This is a genomic window from Actinoplanes sp. NBC_00393 (assembly GCF_036053395.1).
Taxonomy (GTDB): domain Bacteria; phylum Actinomycetota; class Actinomycetes; order Mycobacteriales; family Micromonosporaceae; genus Actinoplanes.
Genome location: NZ_CP107942.1, coordinates 10265116 through 10283858 on the forward strand (window position 1 = coordinate 10265116; position 18743 = coordinate 10283858).

An 18743-nucleotide genomic window follows, 5' to 3' on the forward strand; every position below is an offset into this window, starting at 1 on the left:
CGCGTGTCAGAGTTGCCCTATGGATCCGGTGGGATTGGGCGTGGTCGGGTTGGTGCTGGTGGCCGGGGTGGCGGCCGGCCTCTGGCGGCGCCGCACCGACGGCCGGCTGCGAGCCGTCGGTCCTGAGGGTGCGACGTCGCCCATGGCCGCGGCCCCATTCGCGGCCGATGCGAAGAGCGCGGCCGATGGGGCGGCGCTGGCCGAGGCAGACGGTTCAGTTCAAGATCAAGGCATGGGTACGACCGGAGCACCCCTCGACCCCGCCCTGCTGAAACGGCTCGGGGTGGAGCCAGCGGCTGCCACGCTGCTGCAGTTCTCCACCGCGTTCTGCGCGCCGTGCCGCGCAATGCGGCGGGTCAGCGCTGAGGTCGCGGCGCTGCTGCCCGGCGTGCGGCACGTCGAGGTCGATGCCGAGAGCCACCTCGACGAGGTCCGGGCGCTGGACATCTGGCGTACCCCGACCCTGCTGGTGCTCGACGCCGACGGCCGGGTGACCCGCCGCGCGACCGGGGTGCCCACGAAGCCGCACCTCATCGCCGCGCTCGCCGAGATCCTGGCCGGCTGAGGCGGCCTGTCTTGCGGCACTGCCGGGGCGTCCGCCGGCGCGGTCCTGCGAGCCGGCGGCGGCAGGGCAAGCGCGGTCGGGCGTCCGCGGGCGCGGTCCTGCTCACCGGCGGCGGTAGGTGCGAGCGCGGCCAGGGCGTCCGCGGTCCTGCTAGCCGGCGGCGGTAGGGGCGAGCGCTGCCGGCGCGGCCTCGGGCTCGGCGCGGGTCAGGTTGCGCGAGCCCCGGACGAGCAACTGGGACGCGGCCGCGGCGAAGAGGACCAGCGCGCAGCAGGTCAGCACCCGGTCGATGCCGAAGCGTTCCGACATCGGCCCGGCCAGGGCGTTGCCGACCGGCATGGCGACGAACGACGTCACGTAGTCCCACGAGGCGACCCGCCCCAGCATCTGCTGCGGGACGTTCTCCTGGATGGCCGTCTCCCAGGCCACGTCGAAGAAGAGCAGCCCGGCATACCCGATGACGGCGCCGGCCAGGACGGCGGTGAGCGCGCCGGGCCAGACGTACGCGAACGCCCACACCGGCATCAACAGCAGTGCGAGCCATCCGGCGCGCAACAGCCGGCGGGGCCGGTAGCGCATCCCGACGGCGGCGCCGATGAAGCCGCCCATGCCCTCGGCCGCCGCGATCAGGCCGACCGCGTGTGCGCCGCCGAGCCGTTCGACCGCGACGACCTGAACCAGCACGAGGATCATGCCGTTGGCGATGTGGTAGACGGTGGCGCCGAAGAGGCCGCTGACCAGCCAGTCGCGGCGGCGGATCTCCTGCCAGCCGGCGCGCAGCTCGTTCAGCATCGGCTTGCGGGGGCCGCGCTTCACGCGTACCCGAATCAGTGCCGCCGCGACCATCGACAACAGGAAGCTGACCGCGTTGACCGCGAAGCCGGCCGGCGCGCCGAAGGCGGCGACGGTGATGCCGCCGGCCGCCGGACCGGCGATGCCGCAGGCGGTCTGGACCATGCTGAGCGTCGCGTTCGCCGATTGCAGCCGGGACGCCGGCACGAGCAGCGGCTTGAGCGCGCTCATCGCCGGGCCGAAGAAGCTGCCGGCGCCCGCTGAGACGACCGTGAGGGCGCAGAGGAACGCCAGGTGGTAGCCGCCGCCGGCGAACATCGCGGCGATGCCGGCGGTGGCGAGGAAGCGGACCACGTCGGAGATGACCATGACGCGCTGAGGCTGGAGGCGGTCGGCCCAGACGCCGCCGAACAGTGTGCCCGCCAGCAGGGTGATCACCGAGGCGGCCATCACCGTGCCGAGGTCGCGGGCGCCGCCACCGCTGGTGACCACGGCGACGGCGAGGGCCACGGTCTGGAAGCCGTTGCCCAGCCAGGAGAGGGCCTGACCGGTGGCGAGCAGGCGGAGGTCGCGAGTCATGTCCGCGACGTTAGTTCAACGTCTAACTATCAGCAAGCTAATAGTCAGAAGCGTGGCAGAATGACGGGATGGAAGACAGCGTGGATCAGCACGTCGCGCGGTGGTCGGCGTTCTGGAAGGACGAGCCGGCGTTCGACCCCGACGTCGAGGGGGCACTGATCCGGATGATCCACATTCAGCGGCGGTTGCGGCGTGAGGATGCGGCGGCGTTCGCGGGCAGCGAGGACTTCACGTTGCAGGACTACAAGACCCTGCACGTGCTGATGGTGCAGCCGTGGCCGACCGAGGCCACTCCGGCCCAGCTCGCCGAGGCGGCCAGTGTGACCCGGGCGGCGATGACCAGCCGGCTGGACCGGTTGGTCGAGGCCGGGCTGGTGACCCGGGAGATGGACGCGGCCGACCGTCGGCGCATGATCATCCGGCCCACGCAGAAGGGCCGGGAGATGTGGAATCGGTACATCTTCGAGGGCATCGAGCGGGACAAGCAGGTGATGAGCGCCCTCACCAGGGAAGAGCTCGTCCAGTTGAACGGACTGCTGCGGAAAGTCCTACTATCCCTAGGTGAATAACGAGCTCGATCCCCGCGGCCAGCGCTTCGCCGCCACCATCACCAGTGTCGTGGTCGCCCTCGTGCTGATCACCGGATCCGGATGGCTGGCGCTCGCGCAGGCCGTGGTCTTCGCCGTCACCGCCTACGACCCCAGGCGTGGCCCTTACGCACTGATCTTCCGGGCCGTCGGGCGCCCGTCGGAGGAGCGGGAGCCGGCCGCGCCGGTGCGTTTCGCCCAGCTGGTCGGGGGCACGTTCCTGAGCGTCTCCGCGGTGGGATACCTCTCCGGTGCGGAGGCGCTGGGGATGGTCGCCGCCGCGTTCGGATTGCTCGCGGCGTTCCTCAACGCGGCATTCGGACTCTGCCTGGGGTGCGAGGCGTACCTGGCGTTTCGCCGCCTAAGCGGCGGAAACGCCGATGATGTCCGTAATGTCTAGAACTTCGGTGCGTCGGGGGCTTCCAGCAGGCCCAGCCGCAGAGCGGTCATGAGCGCCTGAGCCCGGTTCGCCGCGCCCAGCTTCTCGTAGAGCTTCGAGATGTGGGTCTTCGCCGTGGACTCGGAGACGAAGAGCTGCTTGGCGATCCCGGCCACGCTCATGCCGTCGGCGAGCAGGCGCAGGACCTGCCCCTCGCGCGGGGAGAGCTGCGGGCCGGACGGAGCCAGGCGGCGCTTCATGGCCTCGGCCAGGTCGGCGGCGGTGAACGCGCTGGGCGCCGACGCGGCGTGCCGGGCGGCCGCCACGACCTCGTCCGCCGGGGCGGTCTTGGGCACGAAAGCGCTGGCCCCGGCCTCGAGAGCGCCGAAGAGCTGGTCATCGCCGGCATACATGGTCAGGACCACGATGCCCATGTTGGAGTTGTTCTTGCGCAGGGCGCGGGTGGCCTCCAGGCCGCTGCCGTCGGGCAGCCGGAGGTCCATGATCACGACGTCCGGCTGGAGGGCGCCGGCCTGGCGCACCGCCTCGGCCGCAGTGGCGGCCTCGCCCACGACCTCGAACTGCCGGTCGCGCTCGAATGCGTGTCGCAGCCCCTTACGGATCAGGTCGTGATCGTCGACTAGGAGGACCTTGGTGCGCCCCGTCGGCGCAGGACTGGTCGACATGCTCGGGTTACTCCCCTTCTGGAGCGGAAACGCTATCCCGCACGCTATCGCGCCGAGGCGGAGTTCCGAGTACTACGGCCACGGTTGTCCCGCTGGGGTGTCGCGGCGTGATCTTGAGACGTCCTCGGATGCGTTCGGCGCGCTCGGCCATGATGGTAAGGCCGTAACGGCCGTCCGGGCGCTCGTCCGCGAAGCCCTTGCCATCATCGGACACTTCGATTTCCGCATATGGTGGGTCGACCGTGCAGGTGACCCAGAGATTGGATGCGCCCGCGTGCTTGCGGGCGTTGGTGATGGCCTCCTGCGCGATGCGCAACAACTCCGCCTCGGTCGCGGCCGGGAGCCGGGCGGTGGACTCGTCGAACGTGAAGTGCACCCGCAGGCCGGCGCTGGTGCCGAGCGTCCGCGCATATTCCGCGATCGCCGCCGCCAGACCGCCGTTGCGGTCGACCTCGGAACGCAGCTCGAACAGGCTCAGCCGCAGCTCGGTGATCACCCGGGTCACCTCGGCGCGCAGCGTGCGCAGCTCCTCGGCGGTCTCCTCGGCGCCCTCCGGCAGGGTGGCCTGGGCGTTGTCGATGCCATAACCCACCATCACCAGCTCCTGCGCGACCCCGTCGTGGATCTCCCGGGCCAGGCGCTGGCGCTCCTCGTTGGTGGCCAGCGAGCGCACGTCGTCGAAGAGCAGGGCGGCCTCCAGCCGCAGAGCGGCCGGGCCGGTCACCTCGGTGACGCTCTGCACGACAGCCGTCGGGTACGCCCCCGAGCCGTCCGTCTCCAGGATGACCAACCCGATCGTCCGGACGCCGGCGACCAGCGGGACCACCAGCGAGGAGACCTCGCCGGTCTGGTGCGTGCGCGCCTGCGACCGGCTCGCCACCTGTGGCTGCTGGGTGGCCCAGGCGTCCGCGATGGCGGAGTCGGCGTCGAGCGTGGTCTCCCAGTCCACCCGCTCGGCGCCGGTCTGCGCGAGCACCACGAGGCGCCCGCCGCCGCTCGCCGAGAGCACGGCGGCCCGGTGCCCGGGGGCGACCGCCCGCAGCTCCTCGAGCAGGTGCTCGGAGATGCCGCCCGGGTCCAGAGTCGCGCCCGGCAGGGAGCGGGCCACGCTGCGGAGCTGGGTCAGGAGGCGGGTCGCCTCCGCATATGGCTGCGGAGTGGGCTCGGGTGGCTGGAGCAGCTGGCGCATCGTCTCGGCGGCGAACGTGACGATGACGCCGAGCACCAGCCACTGCCCGCAGGCCGCGAGATAGCCCGGTTGAAGGAGTGTGCGGTCGCCGGGTGGGCCGGTCAGCACGCCGCCGAGCACCATCGCCCCGGCGGCCACCCCGAGCAGCGTCGCCCCCTCGGCCGCGCGGCGGTGCAGGGCCGCGGTGAGCAGCGGAACCGCCAGATAGGGCAGGACGGCCTCGGCGCCGAAGCCCGCGTTCACCCGGCCGATGGCCTCGGCGGAGGCGGCGACCGAACCGGCCGCCAGCCCGGTCACCACGACCTCGGCGAACCGGCCGGCCGGCGCGAGGAAATAGTGCTCGCGGGCCACGAACGCCGGAAGCGCGGCGATCGCCAGCAGGCCGATCCAGATCAGCTGCTTCGGATCCTCGGTGGCGATCAGGGTGAGGACGGCGACCAGTGCGAGCATGACGACGCGAGCCACGGCCTCGACGGGGCGCAGACGCGTGGAACCACTGGCTTGGGCTGGCACGTGACGGATGTTAGCCGCACCCACCGACATCGGCTCGTCCGCTCCGTCGCCCCGGTGACGCGCTTTGTCGTACCCAGCGAGTAGCCTCCCGTGCATGGCGGACACCTCGACGCAGTCGATCCAGGTCCATGCGCCCCTTGCCCGGGTGGCCGCGGTGATCTGCGATTTCTCGCGGTACCCGGAGTGGGCCGAGTCGATCAAAAAGGTGGAGGTCCTCGAGGAGTACGAGGACGGATATGCGGCACAGGTCCGCTTCCAGATCGACGCGACCGTGCTCGTCGACGAGTACACGTTGGAGTACGCGTATGCCGACGATCTCTCCCGGATCGAGTGGCACCTGGTCGAGCCGTCGAAGACGCAGCGCTCCCAGGATGGCTCCTACGACCTGGTGGAGAACGCTGACGGCAGCACGACGGTGACGTACACACTGGCTGTGGATCTCGCCATCGGCATGCTCGGCATGTTCCGCCGCAAGGCCGAGAAGATGATCATGGACACGGCGCTGAAGGAGCTCAAGCGCCGCGTCGAAAGCCTGCCGGCGGCCTGACCGGCCGCGGCGACGAGGGGAGCGAGATGGCCGGGTCAGCGCGTGAGGAGGCCGAGCGGCTGGTCGCGACGATTCTCGCGCGCGCGGCAGCGAGCGGCGTGGGTGCCGCGGCCGGCGGCGGCAGTTCCGCAAAACCCGGCTCTGGTACGGGTGGCGCGGACGTCCTCGGACTACTCGGTGATTCCGTGGCGGGCCTGATCAACATGGTCTCCAGCGCCGCGTCCGGCGGCTCGGCGGCCAGCGGCGCATCGGAAAGCTCGGCCGGCGGCGCGGGCAGCACTGCCGGCGGCGCATCGGGCAGCACTGCCGGCGGCGCATCGGGCGGCTCTGCCGGCGGCAGCGTGCCCAGCGGCTCGGCCGGTGGGGGACATTGGGCCACCGGCAGCGCTGAGTGCTGCGTCTGTCCGGTTTGTAAGGCGATCGCGGCGATGCGTGATCCGACTCCGGAAACGGCCGAGCGGCTCGCCAGCAGCGCAGGCGACATTGCGAACGGCGTGGCCGGGCTGCTGCGCGCGTTCTCCGGCCTGGCTGCTGAGCGACCACGCCCGCCTGCACCGCGCCCAGCGCCCGCCGCCCGCCAGCAGAACCCGGACGGCGTCTGGTCTGCGGCGACCGCGTCGGGCCAGGCCGCGTCGGGCCAGGCCGCGTCGGGCCAGGCCGCGTCGGGCCAGGCCGCGTCGGGCCAGGCCGCGTCGGGCCAGGCCGCGTCGGGCCAGGCCGCGTCCGGCCAGGCCGCGTCCGGCCAGGCCGCGTCCGGCCAGGCCGCATCGGGCCAGGCCGCGCCGGGCCAGGCCGCATCGGGCCAGGCCGCGTCAGGCCAGACAGCTTCGGGCCAGGCCGCGTCCGGCCAGGCGGTATCGGGACTGGCCACGCCGGGCCCAGCCGACGCAGACCTGGGCGCGGGTGTGCAGGGCGAGCCGAGCGATCCGTGGGCAGCCGCGAGTGCGGCCAGCGCCCGCGAGGCCGCCGCAGCAGCGCGGGCCCGGGCCGCAGCCGCCGAGGAGGCCGTGGCGAAAGCGGTCGAGCAGGCCCGCCAGGCCGCCGCCGAGGCCGCGCGGCGCAGCGCCGACCCCGGCCGGAAGACGCGGGAGACGGCCGGGAGCGGCGGGGTCGCGCAGACCCGTACGCCATCGGGTTCTGATGTCTGGGCCATGGCCACCGCGGAGGCCGCCGCAAACGACGCGGCCGCGCCCCGTAGCGTGGATCATGACCTGGGTGCCTCGGCGCCCGAGGACCGCGACGCGGCGCCGGGCGACGACGCCCGCGCCGGCGGCGCGGTGTGATCCTGTTGCAGAGGGGACGGGCAGCGTGACGCTGACCATCGGAATCGACGTCGGCGGTACCAAGGTCGCCGGTGGCGTGGTCGACGAGCTGGGCAACGTGCTCGCGTCGAACCGGCGGCCGACGCCGGCGGAGGACCCGGCCGGCACCCGGGACACCATCGTCGAGGTGGCCGCCGAGCTGGCGGCGCAGTACCCGGCCGCCACCGCCATCGGGATCGGCGCCGCCGCGTGGATCGACGCCGCCGGTTCGACCGTGTTGTTCGCGCCGAACCTGGCCTGGCGCGACGAGCCGCTGCAGGCGTACGTCAGCAAGGCGGTCGGCCTGCCCACCGTGCTGGACAACGACGCCAACGTGGCCGCCTGGGCGGAGTTCCGGTTCGGCGTGGCCCAGCACGCGACCGATTCGATGGTGATGATCACCGTGGGTACCGGGATCGGTGGCGGCATCGTGCTCAACGGCAAGCTGTGGCGCGGCGCCAACGGCATCGCCGCCGAGCTGGGCCACATCCAGTCGGTTCCGGACGGGCATCCGTGCGGCTGCGGCCGGCTCGGCTGCCTGGAGCAGTACGCGAGCGGCAACGCCCTGGTCCGGTTCGGCCGGGCCGGCGCGCGGCAGGAGCCGGATCGCGCCGCGACCCTGCTGGAGCTGGCCGGTGGCGACCCGCTGGCGATCACCGGCCGGCAGATCACCGAGGCGGCGCGGGCCGGCGACGGGGTGGCGATGGACGCGTTCGCCCAGGTCGGCTACTGGCTGGGGGTGGCCCTGGCGGACCTGGCGCAGAGCCTGGACCCGGAGATCCTGGTGATCGGCGGCGGCGTGATCGACGCCGGACCGCTGCTGATGGGCCCGGCCGAGCGGACGTACCGGGATCAGCTGTCCCAGCGCAACCGGTTCCCGGTGGCCGAGGTGCATGCCGCCCGGATGGGCAACGTGGCCGGCGTGGTCGGCGCGGCAGACCTCGCCCGGTACTCCGTATAGGGCACGGTACGAGGATGTCCGGTGTCCCGCTGCGCGTGGTCAGCTACAACGTCCACGGGCTGCGGGACGACCGGGCCGCGCTGGTCGGCCTGATCCGCGACCTGGCGCCGGACGTCCTCGTGGTCCAGGAGGCGCCGCGCCGGTTCCGGTGGCGGCAGAAGTGCGCCTTGCTGGCCGCCGAGACCGGCCTCGTGGTGGCCGCCGGCGGTCTGCCGTCGCTGGGCAATCTGCTGCTGGTCAGCCTGCGGGTGGCGATCCGCCGGACCTGGTGCCTGCGCTATCCGCTGACCCCGGGCCGGCATCTGCGCGGCGCGGTCTTTGCCGAGGGCGCGGTACGCGGCGCCACGTTCACCGTCTCCGGCTCGCATCTGGCCACTGACCCCACCGAGCGCCCCGCCCAGGCCGCGCACTGGAAGACACGGCTGTCCGCAGTCGAGGGCCCGCTGATCGCCGCCGCCGACCTGAACGAGGGGCCGGGCGGCAGCGCCTGGCGGATGGTGGAGGACGGCCTGCTTTCGTCCGCCGAGGACGTGCCCACGTTCCCGGCCGCGGTGCCGCAGCGCAGGATCGACGGTCTGTTCGTCAGCCCGGACGTAACCATCGAAGGTTACGAGATCATATCGACCGACCGGGCCCGCGCTGCTAGTGATCATCTGCCGGTCGTCGCGGACCTTCTGCTCCCTTCCGACCAGCCCTGAGGTCTGCAAGGATCGCCGGGTGCACGACACCCCCTCCCCGGGCGACCGGCGCGACGCCGTCTGTGTCGTCGGCGCCGGCGCCAGCGGGCTCACCGCGATCAAGAATCTGCGCGAGCTGGGTTTCGCGGTCGACTGCTACGAGCGCGAGACCGGTGTCGGCGGCGCTTGGAACTGGCGTCACGACCGCAGCCCGGTGTACGCGAGCACCCATCTCATCTCGTCCCGGCCGCTGACCGAGTTCCCCGACTTCCCGATGCCGGACAGCTGGCCCGACTACCCGCACCACAGCCAGGTGCTCAGCTATCTGGAACGGTATGCGAAGCATTTCGGCCTGACCGAGCACATCTGGTTCGGCATGGAGGTGGTCTCCGCGGTGCCGGTCGAGGGCGGCCGGTGGGACGTGACCACCCGGTCGACCGGCGGCGGCTCGTCCCGCACGCAGCAGTACGCGGCTGTCGTGGTCGCCAACGGGCACAACTGGTCCCCGCTGAAGCCGGAGATCCCGGGGGAGTTCCGCGGTCAGGTGATGCACGCGGGGGCGTACAAGGATCCGGCGAAGTTGCGCGGCCGCAAGGTGCTGGTGGTCGGTGGCGGCAACACCGGCTGCGACATCGCCGTCGAGGCCGCCCAGCAGGCCGCCGAGGTGTGGCACTCCACCCGACGCGGCTACTGGTACGCGCCGAAGTACGTGTTCGGCCGCCCCGCCGACCAGGTCAGCGACCGCCTGCTGAAGTGGCGGCTGCCGCTGTGGCTGCGGCAGCGGCTGTACCGGCGGTTCGTCCCCGACCTGACCCGCCACGGTCTGCCCGAGCCGGACCACCGCCCGTACGAGAGTCATCCGGTCGTCAACAGCCTGCTGCCCTACTACCTGGGCCACGGCCGGATCCGCCCGGTGCCGGACGTGGTCCGGTTCGACGGCGCGGCGGTGGAGCTGGCCGACGGCCGCCGGGTCGAGCCGGACCTGGTGATCACCGCGACCGGCTACCGTCCGCGGTTCGACTTCCTCGCCCCGGAGCTGCTGGACGCCGGCGAGGACGGCCGGCCCGACCTGCACCTGCACGCGTTCGCCCGGAAGAATCCGACGCTCGCCGTGATCGGCCTGCTGCAGCCGGATTCCGGGGTGCTGCCGCTCGCGCACTGGCAGAGCGTCGCGGTCGCCCGGTGGCTGCGGCTGCGGATGACCGACCCGGAGCGGGCCGCCGCGGTGCAGCAGAAGGAGTCCGCCCGACCGCTGGCGAGCTGGTCCCGCCGCCGGGTGGTGCCCGGTTCGCGGCACTGGTTCGAGGTGGATCACGTCGACTACCTGCGTGCTCTGTCGGGCCTGCTGAAGCAGATGGAGTCCTGAGGTGCTGCGTTTCGAGGACTGGACCGACCCGGTGCCACCCGCCTCGCGGGAAGTGATCACCGTCCTCCCGGACCAGGAGGAGCACGACGATCAGCCTCCGGTGCTCTTCGTGCCGGGACTGGGACACGGCGCCCGGGCCTTCGGCGAGCACTGGCTCGGGCACACCGCCGGCCGGGGTTTCCCGGCGCACGCGGTCACCCCGCGTCCCGGCGGCGATCTGCGCGCCCAGGTGCACGACGTGGTGCAGGTCGCGGCGTCGCTGCCGCGGCAGACCGTGCTGGTCGGCCACGGCGTCGGCGCGCTCGTGGTGGCCCGTGCCCTGGGCCGCTATCCGGCCCGGGCGGCGGTGCTGGTGGCGCCCGTGCTGGACGGCTGGGCCGCGCTCGGGGCCGCACTGCGGAGCAACCCCTTCGGCACCCTGCCGGCGTTCTTCGGTGGACGGCTACGGCTGAACGAGAAGCAGGCCGGGGAACACGCGGGCCGGATCGACGTCCGCCCGCGCGCCGAGCTGCTCAGCCGCAAGCCGCTGCCGGAGCCGGTCGGCAGGCCGCCCACGCTCGTCGTCGGCAGCCCGGACGACCGGGTCGTACGCCGGACCGCGCTGGACCGGGCGGCCGCCCGCTACGGCGGTGCGCCGCTGCTCTTCCCCGGCATGGGCCACAACCTGATGCTCGAGTCCGGCTGGGCCGAGCCGATCGACGCCATCCTCGACTGGCTTGCAAAAGAGCTCTAGCGAGCCACCTGCTCGGCGAGCCGCCCGGTCTGGTCCAGCGCCTTCAGGTAAGCCCGTGCCCAGGCCAGGATGTCGTGTCCGGCCAGATGCCGGCGCATCGCGCTCATCCGGGCCGCCAGGTCGGCCGGATCGGCCTCCAGGGCGCGCAGCAGGGTCTCCTTCAGCCCGTCCAGGTCGTGCGGGTTCACCAGGAACGCCTGCTCCAGTTCGGCGGCCGACCCGGCGAACTCGCTGAGCACCAGGGCGCCCGAGTTGTCCTCGCGGGCCGCCACGTACTCCTTGGCGACCAGGTTCATCCCGTCCCGCAGCGGGGTCACCACCATCACGTCCGCGGTCTGGTAGAGGGCGGCCAGCTGGGCCCGGGCGAACGGCTGGTTCAGGTAGTGGATGGCCGGCTCGCCGACCCGGCCGTACTCGCCGTTGATCCGGCCGACCTCGCTCTCGATCCGGTCGCGCAGGTCCCGGTAGCTCTCCACCCGCTCCCGGCTCGGGACGGCCACCTGGACCATCACCGTGTCCCGGACCTTCACGTACCCGTCCCGCAGCAGCTCGCTGTACGCCGTGAGCCGGTGCTCGATGCCCTTGGTGTAGTCCAGCCGGTCGACGCTCAGCAGCACGCGCTTCGGCTGCCCCAGGTCGTGCCGCAGCTGCCGGGCCTGAGTGACCACGTCCGGCCGGGTGACCAGCGCCCGCATCTCGGCGACGTCGATGGAGACCGGGAACGCGCCGGTCCGTACCGTCCGCCCGGACACGCTGATGGCGTCGTCGGTGGCCGCCACGCCGAGCAGTTTGCGGGCGAGCTGGGCGAAATTGTGCGCGGCCTGCTCCCGCTGGAAGCCGACCAGATCCGCGCCGAGCATCCCGCACAGCAGCTCGATCCGGCGGGGGAGCTGCATGAACAGCTCGGGCGGCGGGAACGGCACGTGCATGAAGAACCCGATCAGCAGGTCCGGCCGCAACTCCCGGAGCAGCTGCGGGACCAGCTGCAGGTGGTAGTCCTGCACCCAGACGGCGGCGCCCTCCTCGGCGACCTCGGCCGCCGCCTCGGCGAACCGCTGGTTGACCGCCCGGTACGTCTCCCACCAGTCGCGATGGAAGACCGGCTGCTGCACCGCGTCGTGGTAGAGCGGCCAGAGCGTCGAGTTGGCGAACCCCTCGTAGTAGCCGCGCAACTCGTCCGCGGTCAGCGACACCGGCCGCAACCGGAGGCTGCCGACGTCCGGCAGGGCGGGCGCCGGACCGACCTTGCCGGACCAGCCCACCCAGGTCGCCGGGGTCGGCGCGAGGATCGCGTGCAGGGCGCTGGCCAGGCCACCTGGGTTGCGGCGCCATTCGCAGGCGCCGTCCGGTGCGGCGTTGTCATCGAGGGGCAGACGGTTGGCGACGACGACCAGTGAGCTCTGACGCATCACCGTAGGTTACTGGCCGAACACCAACATCGGTCTATACGACAGCGCCGTCGTCGAACTCGTCGTCGTCGTTGCCGGACCGCAGCCGCCAGACCAGGGTGACCGCGCCGCCGACGATCGCGGCGAAGCCGATCAGCATCACGAACTGCTCGTCGATCGGGATCAGGCGGGGGAACAGGAAGAGCACGAAGCCCACCACGACACCGAGCAGGCCGGCCACCGCGTACTTCGAGATGCTCGGCAGGGGTGGCGGCGGTGGCGGAACATACCGCTCGTCGTCGTCATCGTCGCTGTCCGGCAGGTCGGCGCCGAACGTGTCGAGCCCGTAGAGGATCGACGGCTCCTGCGGGTCGGTGCGCCGCCGGTTGAGCGGGGTGCCCTCCTCGGTCACCGGGCGGGCCGGCGGCCGGGGCGGCTGCTCCTGCGGGTCGACACCCTCGACGGCCGGCCAGCGCTGGCCGTCATCGTCGACGGTGGTGTGGAACCCGGCGATGATCTTGTCCCACTCGGCGTCCACCTCGGCCTGCGGCTTCGGATCCGTCGCGGTTGCCGGAGGCGGAGTGGGGGAGGCGCCGCCGGTCACCTTCTGCAGGTGCTCGCGGGCGGTCTCCAGCCGAGTGCGGTCCACGAACAGCCGGTCGATCGGCAGCGCGGGCAGCGTGGTGGCCCGCAGAATCGGATTCTGATCGGCCGTGGGCTGCAGATATGCCGCGATGCCCCCGGCTGCGAGCACGTCGAGCAGATGCTCGCCCACCCGTGGATCCACGTCTCCCGCTGCCGCGTAGTCGGCCGCGTCGAGCCCGTTGTCGCGCCGCCCACGACGGGCGCCACCCGTTGTCACCGATGCACCCCCTTGCCGACCGTGCCTTGAATGGTGACACGGCAGGCACCTGTTGCGGGAGTGCGATTGTGGCGCGCCGCTCCCGCTTCGTACGCTTCACTGCGCCCGGACTCGTCTGAAAGGACGTCAGTGTTCTACTGGCTGCTGAAGTTGGTGGTCCTCGGACCGCTGCTGAAACTCGTCTTCCGCCCCAAGGTGGAGGGCCTGAAGAACGTACCCCGGACCGGTCCGGTGATCCTCGCCTGCAACCACCTCTCCTTCTCTGACTCGATCTTCACCCCGCTGATCATGAAGCGGAAAGTGACCTTCGTCGCCAAGGCCGAATACTTCACCGGCAAGGGGATCAAGGGCTGGTTCTCGCGGATGTTCTTCATCGGCGCCGGGACGATCCCGGTGGACCGTTCGGGTGGGCAGGCCGCCCAGGCGGCCCTCGACACCCTGCTGCGGGTGCTGCGCGAGGGCAACATCGCGGGCATCTACCCGGAGGGCACCCGCTCGCCCGACGGCCGTCTCTACCGCGGCAAGACCGGCGTGGCCCGGCTCGCCCTGGAGAGCGGCGCGCCGGTCGTCCCGGTCGCCCTGCTCAACACCGACGAGATCCAGCCCACCGGCACGCTGATCCCGTCGGTCAAGCGCGTCCGCATCCGGATCGGCAAGCCGCTCGACTTCTCCCGCTACGCCGACCAGCGCGGCGACCGCTTCGTCGAGCGCGCGATCACCGACGAGATCATGTATGAGCTGATGGCGCTCTCCGGCCGCGAATACGTGGACATCTACGCATCCACCCTCAAAACGACCGTCGAGGCGCCGGGGGTCAAGCAGGCAGCTCCGCGCAAGGTCTCCTGAAAACCCCTTCCCGGTACGGGCGAGCCCGTCCCCAACCCCAGCTACCCCGTCCCGCCGCACGACGCGACCCGGGTGCCCGCTCCCGGCCCTCAGCGCGGCCGCCGGGCTTATGCACGTGGTCGGCCGCGCGCTGCTCCGCAGCGCGGGAGGCAGCCTTCAGCGTCAGCCGGGCGTTGCGGCCGTGAGTGGCAGGGGTCAGCTGCCCATGCCGGCGCGGCGGCGGAGGGCCTGGACGTCGGTGACCACGATGCGACGGCCCTCGGTGCGGAGCCAGCCGCGGCTGGCGAAGGAGCCGATGGCCTGGTTGACGCTCTGGCGGGAGCCGCCGGCCATCTCGGCGAGCTGGCTCTGGTTGAGCTCGATGGTGATCATCGGGGCCTGGCTCTCGCCGGAGAGGCGGACCAGGGTCTTGGCGACCCGGCCGGGGAGGTCGAGGAAGACGTGGTCGGCGTTCTGCTCGGTGAGGCGGCGGATCAGGCCGCCGACGGAGCGCATCACCGCGTCCAGGATGCGGGGGTTGGAGTGGACCAGGTCCATGAAGGCGGCCCGGGAGAGCGACAGGGCCTGGGAGTCCTCGATCGCTTCGGCGGAGGCGCTGCGGGTGGAGGCGTCCAGCAGCGAGACCTCGCCGAGCACGTCGGGCGGGCGGACCACGGTCAGCACAGCGCGCTCGCCGGTCGGCGCTGTCCGGAAGACGGCGACGGCGCCCCGCTTCATGATGATCAGCGAGTCGCCGGGGTCGTGCTCCACGAAGAGGATCTGCCCCTTGCGGTAGTGACGTGGGACGGCAGCCGCGATGACGCGCTGCCGGACGTCCGGCTCGAGCCCGGCGAACATGTCGACACCGGTTAGCGCGTCGCCGTTGTCCGGCATGCGATGGTCCACGGCGGTTTCCCTCCCCCGATGGGGACCACGTCGACCCGGCCGGCGTCGGCCCCACGACGCGAACGATCACTATTAGCACGAAGCGTGCCTCGAGCGCCATTCCTGCCCGGACATCGAAGCTCGCCCTGTACGATCATGTCCCTTCGGTAGCGTTCTGTAAACCACCCATCGCCTTCTGTGATTGTCACCCACCCTGTCCGTCGCTTTGGCGGCATGTGCCGAGATAATCCCGCGGTGCCGGATGATGAGCTTCTTCGATCGACGTTGCGCGACCAGTGGCACCTCGTCCCTACCGAGATCATCGAGCAACCGAGGACCGTGATGTCGCGCGGCTGGGAGATCGCCGCGGGGGACGGGCGCTATGTGGCCCGGCTGGCCGAGAGCGCTGCCCGGCAGCAGATCGAGGCCGGCCTGATGGCAGCCGAGCATCTGCGCACGGTTCGCATAGACGCGGGCGAGCCGATTCGTACGCTCGGCGGCGGCCTGACCGCGGACACACCGCAGGGCGCGCTGGCCGTCCTGCGCCGGGTCCCCGGGCGGCACCTGGACGGCCGCGACCCCGTTGACCAGCAGTGGTGGGGTGAGCGGCTCGGCGCCGTACACCGGGCCCTGCAGGGCTTCCGCCACCCGGGCCTGCGCCCGTGGCAGCTGCTCGACCCCGACGCGCCGCATCTGGACGCGGAGCCGTGGCTGCGCGTGGCGGTCACCGGCGCGGTCACCGCGACCACTCGGCTGACCGTCACCGACCAGCTCACCTACGGCGTGCTGCACGGGGATCCGGCGCCCGGCACGTTCGTGCTGGACGCCGACACCGGCCGATCCGGGCTGCTGCACTGCGGGGCGAGCGGCACCGGCCCGCTCGTCTACGACGTGGCCGCCGCGGTGGCGTACGCCGGAGGCCCGGAACACGCTGTCGAACTGCTCGACGGATACCGGGCGGCCGGGCCGGTCAGCGCCGACGAACTGGACGCCGCGCTGCCGGTCCTGCTGCGGCTGCGCTGGGCGGTCCAGGCGGAGCGGGCCGCCTGGCGGGGGTGCGGCAAGGCGCTGGGCGAGGCGAAGCGGGCCCTGGAGTCCATGCCCGGATGACGATGGGCAAGGATGCTCAAGACAGTCTTCAGTCCTTTCTAGGGCGGCGGGTGGGGAGGTCGGACGGTGGTCTATCGCTATTTCTACGACTGTGAATTCATCGAGGACGGCCGCATCGTCGACCTCGTGTCGATCGGCGTCGTCGACGAGTTCGGCCGCGAGTTCTACGCGGTCAGCACCGAGTTCGACGACTCCCGCGCCGTGCCCTGGGTGCGCCGCAACGTGCTCGACAAGCTGCCGTCCCCGTCCGACAAGGCGTGGCGCAGCCGGGAGCGGATCCGTGCCGATCTCTACGAGTTCCTCGTCGAGCCGATCCGCGGGCGCAACGAGCAGATGGAGCTCTGGGCCTGGTACGCCGCGTACGACCACGTCGCGCTCGCACAGCTGTGGGGTGCGATGCCGGCGCTGCCCCGGGAGATCCCCCGGTTCACCAAGGATCTGCGCCAGCGCTGGGACGACCTGAACCGGCCGGCCCTGCCGGAGATGGCCGGACGGCACGACGCGCTGGTCGACGCCCGGCACAATCTGGCGCGCTGGCAGGTCATGACCTCGAAGGCCTGAGCGGGGGCACGCACTCGCGCATGACGGCCCGGATGTCCGTCTCGGTCGGCTCCGGGCCGAGGTCGCCGTTGTCCGGGCGGGCGCGCAGGCCGTCGAGGACCAGCTCCAGATACCGCTCGTAGAGGCCGGGCCGGCACTCGGCGCTGTGCTGCGCCAGGTCGGTGACCATCGCCATGATGATCGGGAAGTCCCGGAACCCGGCGTCCGGCCGCAGGGTGCCCTCGGCGTGCGCCCGGTCCATCAGCTGCTCCAGCAGGGGCACGAGATGCTCGCCGGCCGTCACGAAGTGGTGCTCGTCCATGCTCAGCGCGGCGTCGCGCAGGCCGCGGTCGGAGGCGTGCATCCGGGCCGAGCGGCGCAGGAAGTCGGTCAGGCCGTCCCACGCGGACGGTGCCGCGAGGGCTTCCTCGGCGAGCGTGACCAGATCCTCCAGGCGGTCCGTGAAGACCGCTTCGACCAGGGCCTCCTTGGTGGGGAAGCGGCGATAGACCGTACCCACCCCGACGCCGGCGTGGTGGGCCACGTCGTCCAGCGTGGCGGCGAAGCCGCGGGCCGCGAAGACCTCCCGGGCCGCCTCGAGAATCCGCTCCCGGTTGCGCTGGGCGTCCCGCCGCAACGGGCGGACCTCGGTGCCTGTCATGTGGTCAAGCCTACAACTAAGCGGAGGTCAATCCTCAACTTCCGCTGCTAGCCTGCCGAAGTGGAGGACGAACCTCAACTTCGGAAGGCCGGCATGAGCACCCTTACTGATCGACCACTACCCGCCGAACTGAAGACCGGACGCTGGTGGGCCCTCGTGGTGCTGGCGCTGGCCCAGCTCATGGTGGTGCTGGACGCCACGATCGTGAACATCGCGCTGCCCACCGCGCAGGCCGACCTGGCGTTCGACGACGCCGGCCGGCAGTGGGTGGTCACCGGTTACGCCCTCGCGTTCGGCAGCCTGCTGCTGCTCGGCGGCCGGCTCTCCGACTTCTTCGGCCGCAAGCGGATGTTCCTCATCGGCCTGGTCGGCTTCGCGCTGGCCTCCGCGCTCGGCGGCGCCGCGAACAGCCTCGAGCTGTTGATCGTCGCGCGGGCGCTGCAGGGCGCCTTCGGTGCCGCCCTGGCCCCGGCCGCGCTCTCGCTGCTCTCCACGACCTTCACCGAGCCGGCCGAGCGCGGCAAGGCGTTCGGCATCTTCGGCGCCATCTCCGGTGCCGGCGGCGGCATCGGCCTGCTGCTCGGCGGCGTGCTCACCGAGTACGTCTCCTGGCGCTGGTGCCTCTACGTCAACCTGGTGATCGCCGCGCTGGCCGTGATCGGCGCGCTCACCAAGCTGCGTGACGAGCCGGTCGCGGCGCACGGCAAGATCGACATTCCGGGTACGGTCACCGCCGTCTCGGGCCTCGTCGCCCTGGTCTACGGCCTGGCCAACGCCGAGACCGACGGCTGGACCGACGCCATGACGCTCGGCCCGATCGTGGCCGGTCTGGCCCTGCTCGGCCTGTTCATCGGTATCGAGCGCCGGGTCGCCCACCCGCTGCTGCCGATGCGCGTGGTGCTGGACCGCAACCGCGGCGGCTCATACGCCTCGATCGCGATCGCCGGCGCCGGCATGTTCGGCATCTTCCTGTTCCTCACCTACTACCTGACCACGGTGCTGGCGTTCACCCCGATCAAGACCGGTCTGGCGTTCCTGCCGATGCTCGGCTCGGTCATGCTCACCGCCACGACGGCCGGCTCGATGCTCGCGCCCAAGATCGGCCCGCGCCCGCTGGTCCCGGTCGGCGCCCTGGTCGCCGCGGCCGGCATGGTCTTCCTGACCCGGCTCGACCTCGACTCGACGTACGCCGGCGGAGTCCTGCCCGGCCTGATCGTCATCGGTCTCGGCCTCGGTCTGGTCTTCGCGCCCACGCAGAACGCCGCCACCTCGGGCGTCGAGCACTGGGACGCCGGCGTCGCGTCCGCAATGATCAACACGGTCCAGCAGATCGGCGGTTCGATAGGCACCGCGCTGCTCAGCTCGTTCTTCGCCACCACGGTCGAGGATCACCTGGCCGGCCAGGCCCCGACCCAGCAGCTCGCGCTCCAGGCCCAGCTCGACGGGTACCACACCGTCTTCTGGTGGTCGGCCGGCTTCTTCGTCCTGGCCGCCGTGGTCGCTGCCGTGCTGTTCCGGACCGGCCCGCTCGACGTCGACCCGGACGCGCCGCCCGCCATGGCCCACTGATGGTTCGCGGGGCCGAGCCGGGGAAGTG

The 18743-nt window shown here is 71.9% G+C and carries 20 protein-coding genes; 13 read left to right on the plus strand and 7 right to left on the minus strand.

The features are described from left to right. Positions 1-19 precede the first annotated feature (19 nt). Positions 20-565 carry a TlpA family protein disulfide reductase gene (locus tag OHA21_RS47665; RefSeq protein ID WP_328466966.1) on the plus strand — a complete coding sequence of 182 codons (546 nt, stop codon included), beginning with the start codon at positions 20-22 and terminating at the stop codon, positions 563-565. Positions 566-715: 150 nt separating this feature from the next. Here the strand turns inward: OHA21_RS47665 and OHA21_RS47670 are convergent, their stop codons facing one another. Next, entirely contained in the window at positions 716-1936 is a 1221-nt protein-coding gene (locus tag OHA21_RS47670) for an MFS transporter (protein WP_328466968.1), read from the minus strand. Positions 1937-2004: 68 nt separating this feature from the next. Here OHA21_RS47670 and OHA21_RS47675 point away from each other — a divergent pair, with 68 nt between their 5' ends. Continuing rightward, on the plus strand, positions 2005-2505 hold the full coding sequence (locus OHA21_RS47675) for a MarR family winged helix-turn-helix transcriptional regulator (RefSeq protein ID WP_328466970.1): 501 nt from the start codon (positions 2005-2007) through the stop codon (positions 2503-2505). Beyond that, positions 2498-2923: a DUF4395 domain-containing protein gene (locus tag OHA21_RS47680; protein ID WP_328466972.1), complete on the plus strand. Its 426-nt coding sequence runs from the start codon at positions 2498-2500 to the stop codon at positions 2921-2923. The genes OHA21_RS47675 and OHA21_RS47680 overlap by 8 nt, the downstream gene beginning before the upstream one ends. Here the strand turns inward: OHA21_RS47680 and OHA21_RS47685 are convergent. Further along, complete coding sequence (locus tag OHA21_RS47685) at positions 2920-3588, minus strand: response regulator transcription factor (protein ID WP_196415199.1); 669 nt, start codon at positions 3586-3588, stop codon at positions 2920-2922. The two genes, OHA21_RS47680 and OHA21_RS47685, sit on opposite strands and share 4 nt — an antisense overlap. Before the next feature lie 7 nt (positions 3589-3595). Continuing rightward, positions 3596-5290, minus strand: a complete 1695-nt coding sequence (locus OHA21_RS47690; protein WP_442875030.1) for a GAF domain-containing sensor histidine kinase — start codon at positions 5288-5290, stop codon at positions 3596-3598. Between the two features lie 94 nt (positions 5291-5384). Here OHA21_RS47690 and OHA21_RS47695 point away from each other — a divergent pair, with 94 nt between their 5' ends. From OHA21_RS47695 to OHA21_RS47720, 6 genes are read left to right on the plus strand one after another with little or no spacing between them, the layout of a single operon-like run. Further along, complete coding sequence (locus OHA21_RS47695; RefSeq protein WP_328466974.1) at positions 5385-5837, plus strand: SRPBCC family protein; 453 nt, start codon at positions 5385-5387, stop codon at positions 5835-5837. Between the two features lie 26 nt (positions 5838-5863). Further along, the gene (locus OHA21_RS52880) at positions 5864-7120 is read left to right on the plus strand and encodes a hypothetical protein (RefSeq protein ID WP_442875031.1); all 1257 of its coding nucleotides are present in this window, start codon (positions 5864-5866) and stop codon (positions 7118-7120) included. Positions 7121-7145: 25 nt separating this feature from the next. Then, positions 7146-8099 carry an ROK family glucokinase gene (locus OHA21_RS47705; protein ID WP_328466976.1) on the plus strand — a complete coding sequence of 318 codons (954 nt, stop codon included), beginning with the start codon at positions 7146-7148 and terminating at the stop codon, positions 8097-8099. Positions 8100-8113: 14 nt separating this feature from the next. Next, positions 8114-8797, plus strand: a complete 684-nt coding sequence (locus tag OHA21_RS47710; RefSeq protein WP_328466978.1) for an endonuclease/exonuclease/phosphatase family protein — start codon at positions 8114-8116, stop codon at positions 8795-8797. A gap of 19 nt (positions 8798-8816) precedes the next feature. After that, on the plus strand, positions 8817-10142 hold the full coding sequence (locus OHA21_RS47715) for a flavin-containing monooxygenase (protein WP_328466980.1): 1326 nt from the start codon (positions 8817-8819) through the stop codon (positions 10140-10142). A 1-nt stretch (position 10143) separates the two neighbouring features. Beyond that, the gene (locus OHA21_RS47720; RefSeq protein WP_328466982.1) at positions 10144-10875 is read left to right on the plus strand and encodes an alpha/beta hydrolase; all 732 of its coding nucleotides are present in this window, start codon (positions 10144-10146) and stop codon (positions 10873-10875) included. On the opposite strand, the gene OHA21_RS47725 is transcribed toward OHA21_RS47720, so the two are convergent. Next, on the minus strand, positions 10872-12284 hold the full coding sequence (locus OHA21_RS47725; protein ID WP_328466984.1) for an alpha,alpha-trehalose-phosphate synthase (UDP-forming): 1413 nt from the start codon (positions 12282-12284) through the stop codon (positions 10872-10874). The two genes, OHA21_RS47720 and OHA21_RS47725, sit on opposite strands and share 4 nt — an antisense overlap. Before the next feature lie 34 nt (positions 12285-12318). Continuing rightward, positions 12319-13125: a DUF308 domain-containing protein gene (locus tag OHA21_RS47730; protein ID WP_328466986.1), complete on the minus strand. Its 807-nt coding sequence runs from the start codon at positions 13123-13125 to the stop codon at positions 12319-12321. A 129-nt stretch (positions 13126-13254) separates the two neighbouring features. On the opposite strand from OHA21_RS47730, the gene OHA21_RS47735 reads away from it, so the two are divergent. Beyond that, positions 13255-13971: a lysophospholipid acyltransferase family protein gene (locus tag OHA21_RS47735; RefSeq protein ID WP_328466988.1), complete on the plus strand. Its 717-nt coding sequence runs from the start codon at positions 13255-13257 to the stop codon at positions 13969-13971. 195 nt (positions 13972-14166) lie between these two features. Here OHA21_RS47735 and OHA21_RS47740 read toward each other — a convergent pair whose 3' ends face one another. Further along, the gene (locus OHA21_RS47740; RefSeq protein WP_230859207.1) at positions 14167-14844 is read right to left on the minus strand and encodes a Crp/Fnr family transcriptional regulator; all 678 of its coding nucleotides are present in this window, start codon (positions 14842-14844) and stop codon (positions 14167-14169) included. Positions 14845-15090: 246 nt separating this feature from the next. Between OHA21_RS47740 and OHA21_RS47745 the strand changes: the two genes are divergently transcribed. Together OHA21_RS47745 and OHA21_RS47750 are read left to right on the plus strand one after the other, a co-directional pair. Then, positions 15091-15945 carry a phosphotransferase enzyme family protein gene (locus tag OHA21_RS47745; RefSeq protein ID WP_328466991.1) on the plus strand — a complete coding sequence of 285 codons (855 nt, stop codon included), beginning with the start codon at positions 15091-15093 and terminating at the stop codon, positions 15943-15945. Between the two features lie 66 nt (positions 15946-16011). After that, positions 16012-16506, plus strand: a complete 495-nt coding sequence (locus OHA21_RS47750) for a polyadenylate-specific 3'-exoribonuclease AS (RefSeq protein WP_328466993.1) — start codon at positions 16012-16014, stop codon at positions 16504-16506. Here OHA21_RS47750 and OHA21_RS47755 read toward each other — a convergent pair. Beyond that, a complete protein-coding gene (locus OHA21_RS47755) occupies positions 16487-17146 on the minus strand; it encodes a TetR/AcrR family transcriptional regulator (protein ID WP_328466995.1) in 660 nt (219 codons plus the stop codon). The two genes, OHA21_RS47750 and OHA21_RS47755, sit on opposite strands and share 20 nt — an antisense overlap. 93 nt (positions 17147-17239) lie before the next feature. Here OHA21_RS47755 and OHA21_RS47760 point away from each other — a divergent pair, with 93 nt between their 5' ends. After that, positions 17240-18715, plus strand: a complete 1476-nt coding sequence (locus OHA21_RS47760) for a DHA2 family efflux MFS transporter permease subunit (protein ID WP_328466997.1) — start codon at positions 17240-17242, stop codon at positions 18713-18715. Positions 18716-18743 lie beyond the last annotated feature (28 nt).

Bases quoted from the DNA above. Each gene is read 5' to 3' on its own strand.
- OHA21_RS47740 (WP_230859207.1), bottom strand. From the start codon at position 14,844: ATGCCGGACAACGGCGACGCGCTAACCGGTGTCGACATGTTCGCCGGG.
- OHA21_RS47685 (WP_196415199.1), bottom strand. From the start codon at position 3,588: ATGTCGACCAGTCCTGCGCCGACGGGGCGCACCAAGGTCCTCCTAGTC.
- OHA21_RS52880 (WP_442875031.1), top strand. From the start codon at position 5,864: ATGGCCGGGTCAGCGCGTGAGGAGGCCGAGCGGCTGGTCGCGACGATT.
- OHA21_RS47755 (WP_328466995.1), bottom strand. From the start codon at position 17,146: ATGACAGGCACCGAGGTCCGCCCGTTGCGGCGGGACGCCCAGCGCAAC.
- OHA21_RS47760 (WP_328466997.1), top strand. From the start codon at position 17,240: ATGAGCACCCTTACTGATCGACCACTACCCGCCGAACTGAAGACCGGA.
- OHA21_RS47665 (WP_328466966.1), top strand. From the start codon at position 20: ATGGATCCGGTGGGATTGGGCGTGGTCGGGTTGGTGCTGGTGGCCGGG.
- OHA21_RS47695 (WP_328466974.1), top strand. From the start codon at position 5,385: ATGGCGGACACCTCGACGCAGTCGATCCAGGTCCATGCGCCCCTTGCC.
- OHA21_RS47710 (WP_328466978.1), top strand. From the start codon at position 8,114: ATGTCCGGTGTCCCGCTGCGCGTGGTCAGCTACAACGTCCACGGGCTG.
- OHA21_RS47670 (WP_328466968.1), bottom strand. From the start codon at position 1,936: ATGACTCGCGACCTCCGCCTGCTCGCCACCGGTCAGGCCCTCTCCTGG.
- OHA21_RS47675 (WP_328466970.1), top strand. From the start codon at position 2,005: ATGGAAGACAGCGTGGATCAGCACGTCGCGCGGTGGTCGGCGTTCTGG.
- OHA21_RS47725 (WP_328466984.1), bottom strand. From the start codon at position 12,284: ATGCGTCAGAGCTCACTGGTCGTCGTCGCCAACCGTCTGCCCCTCGAT.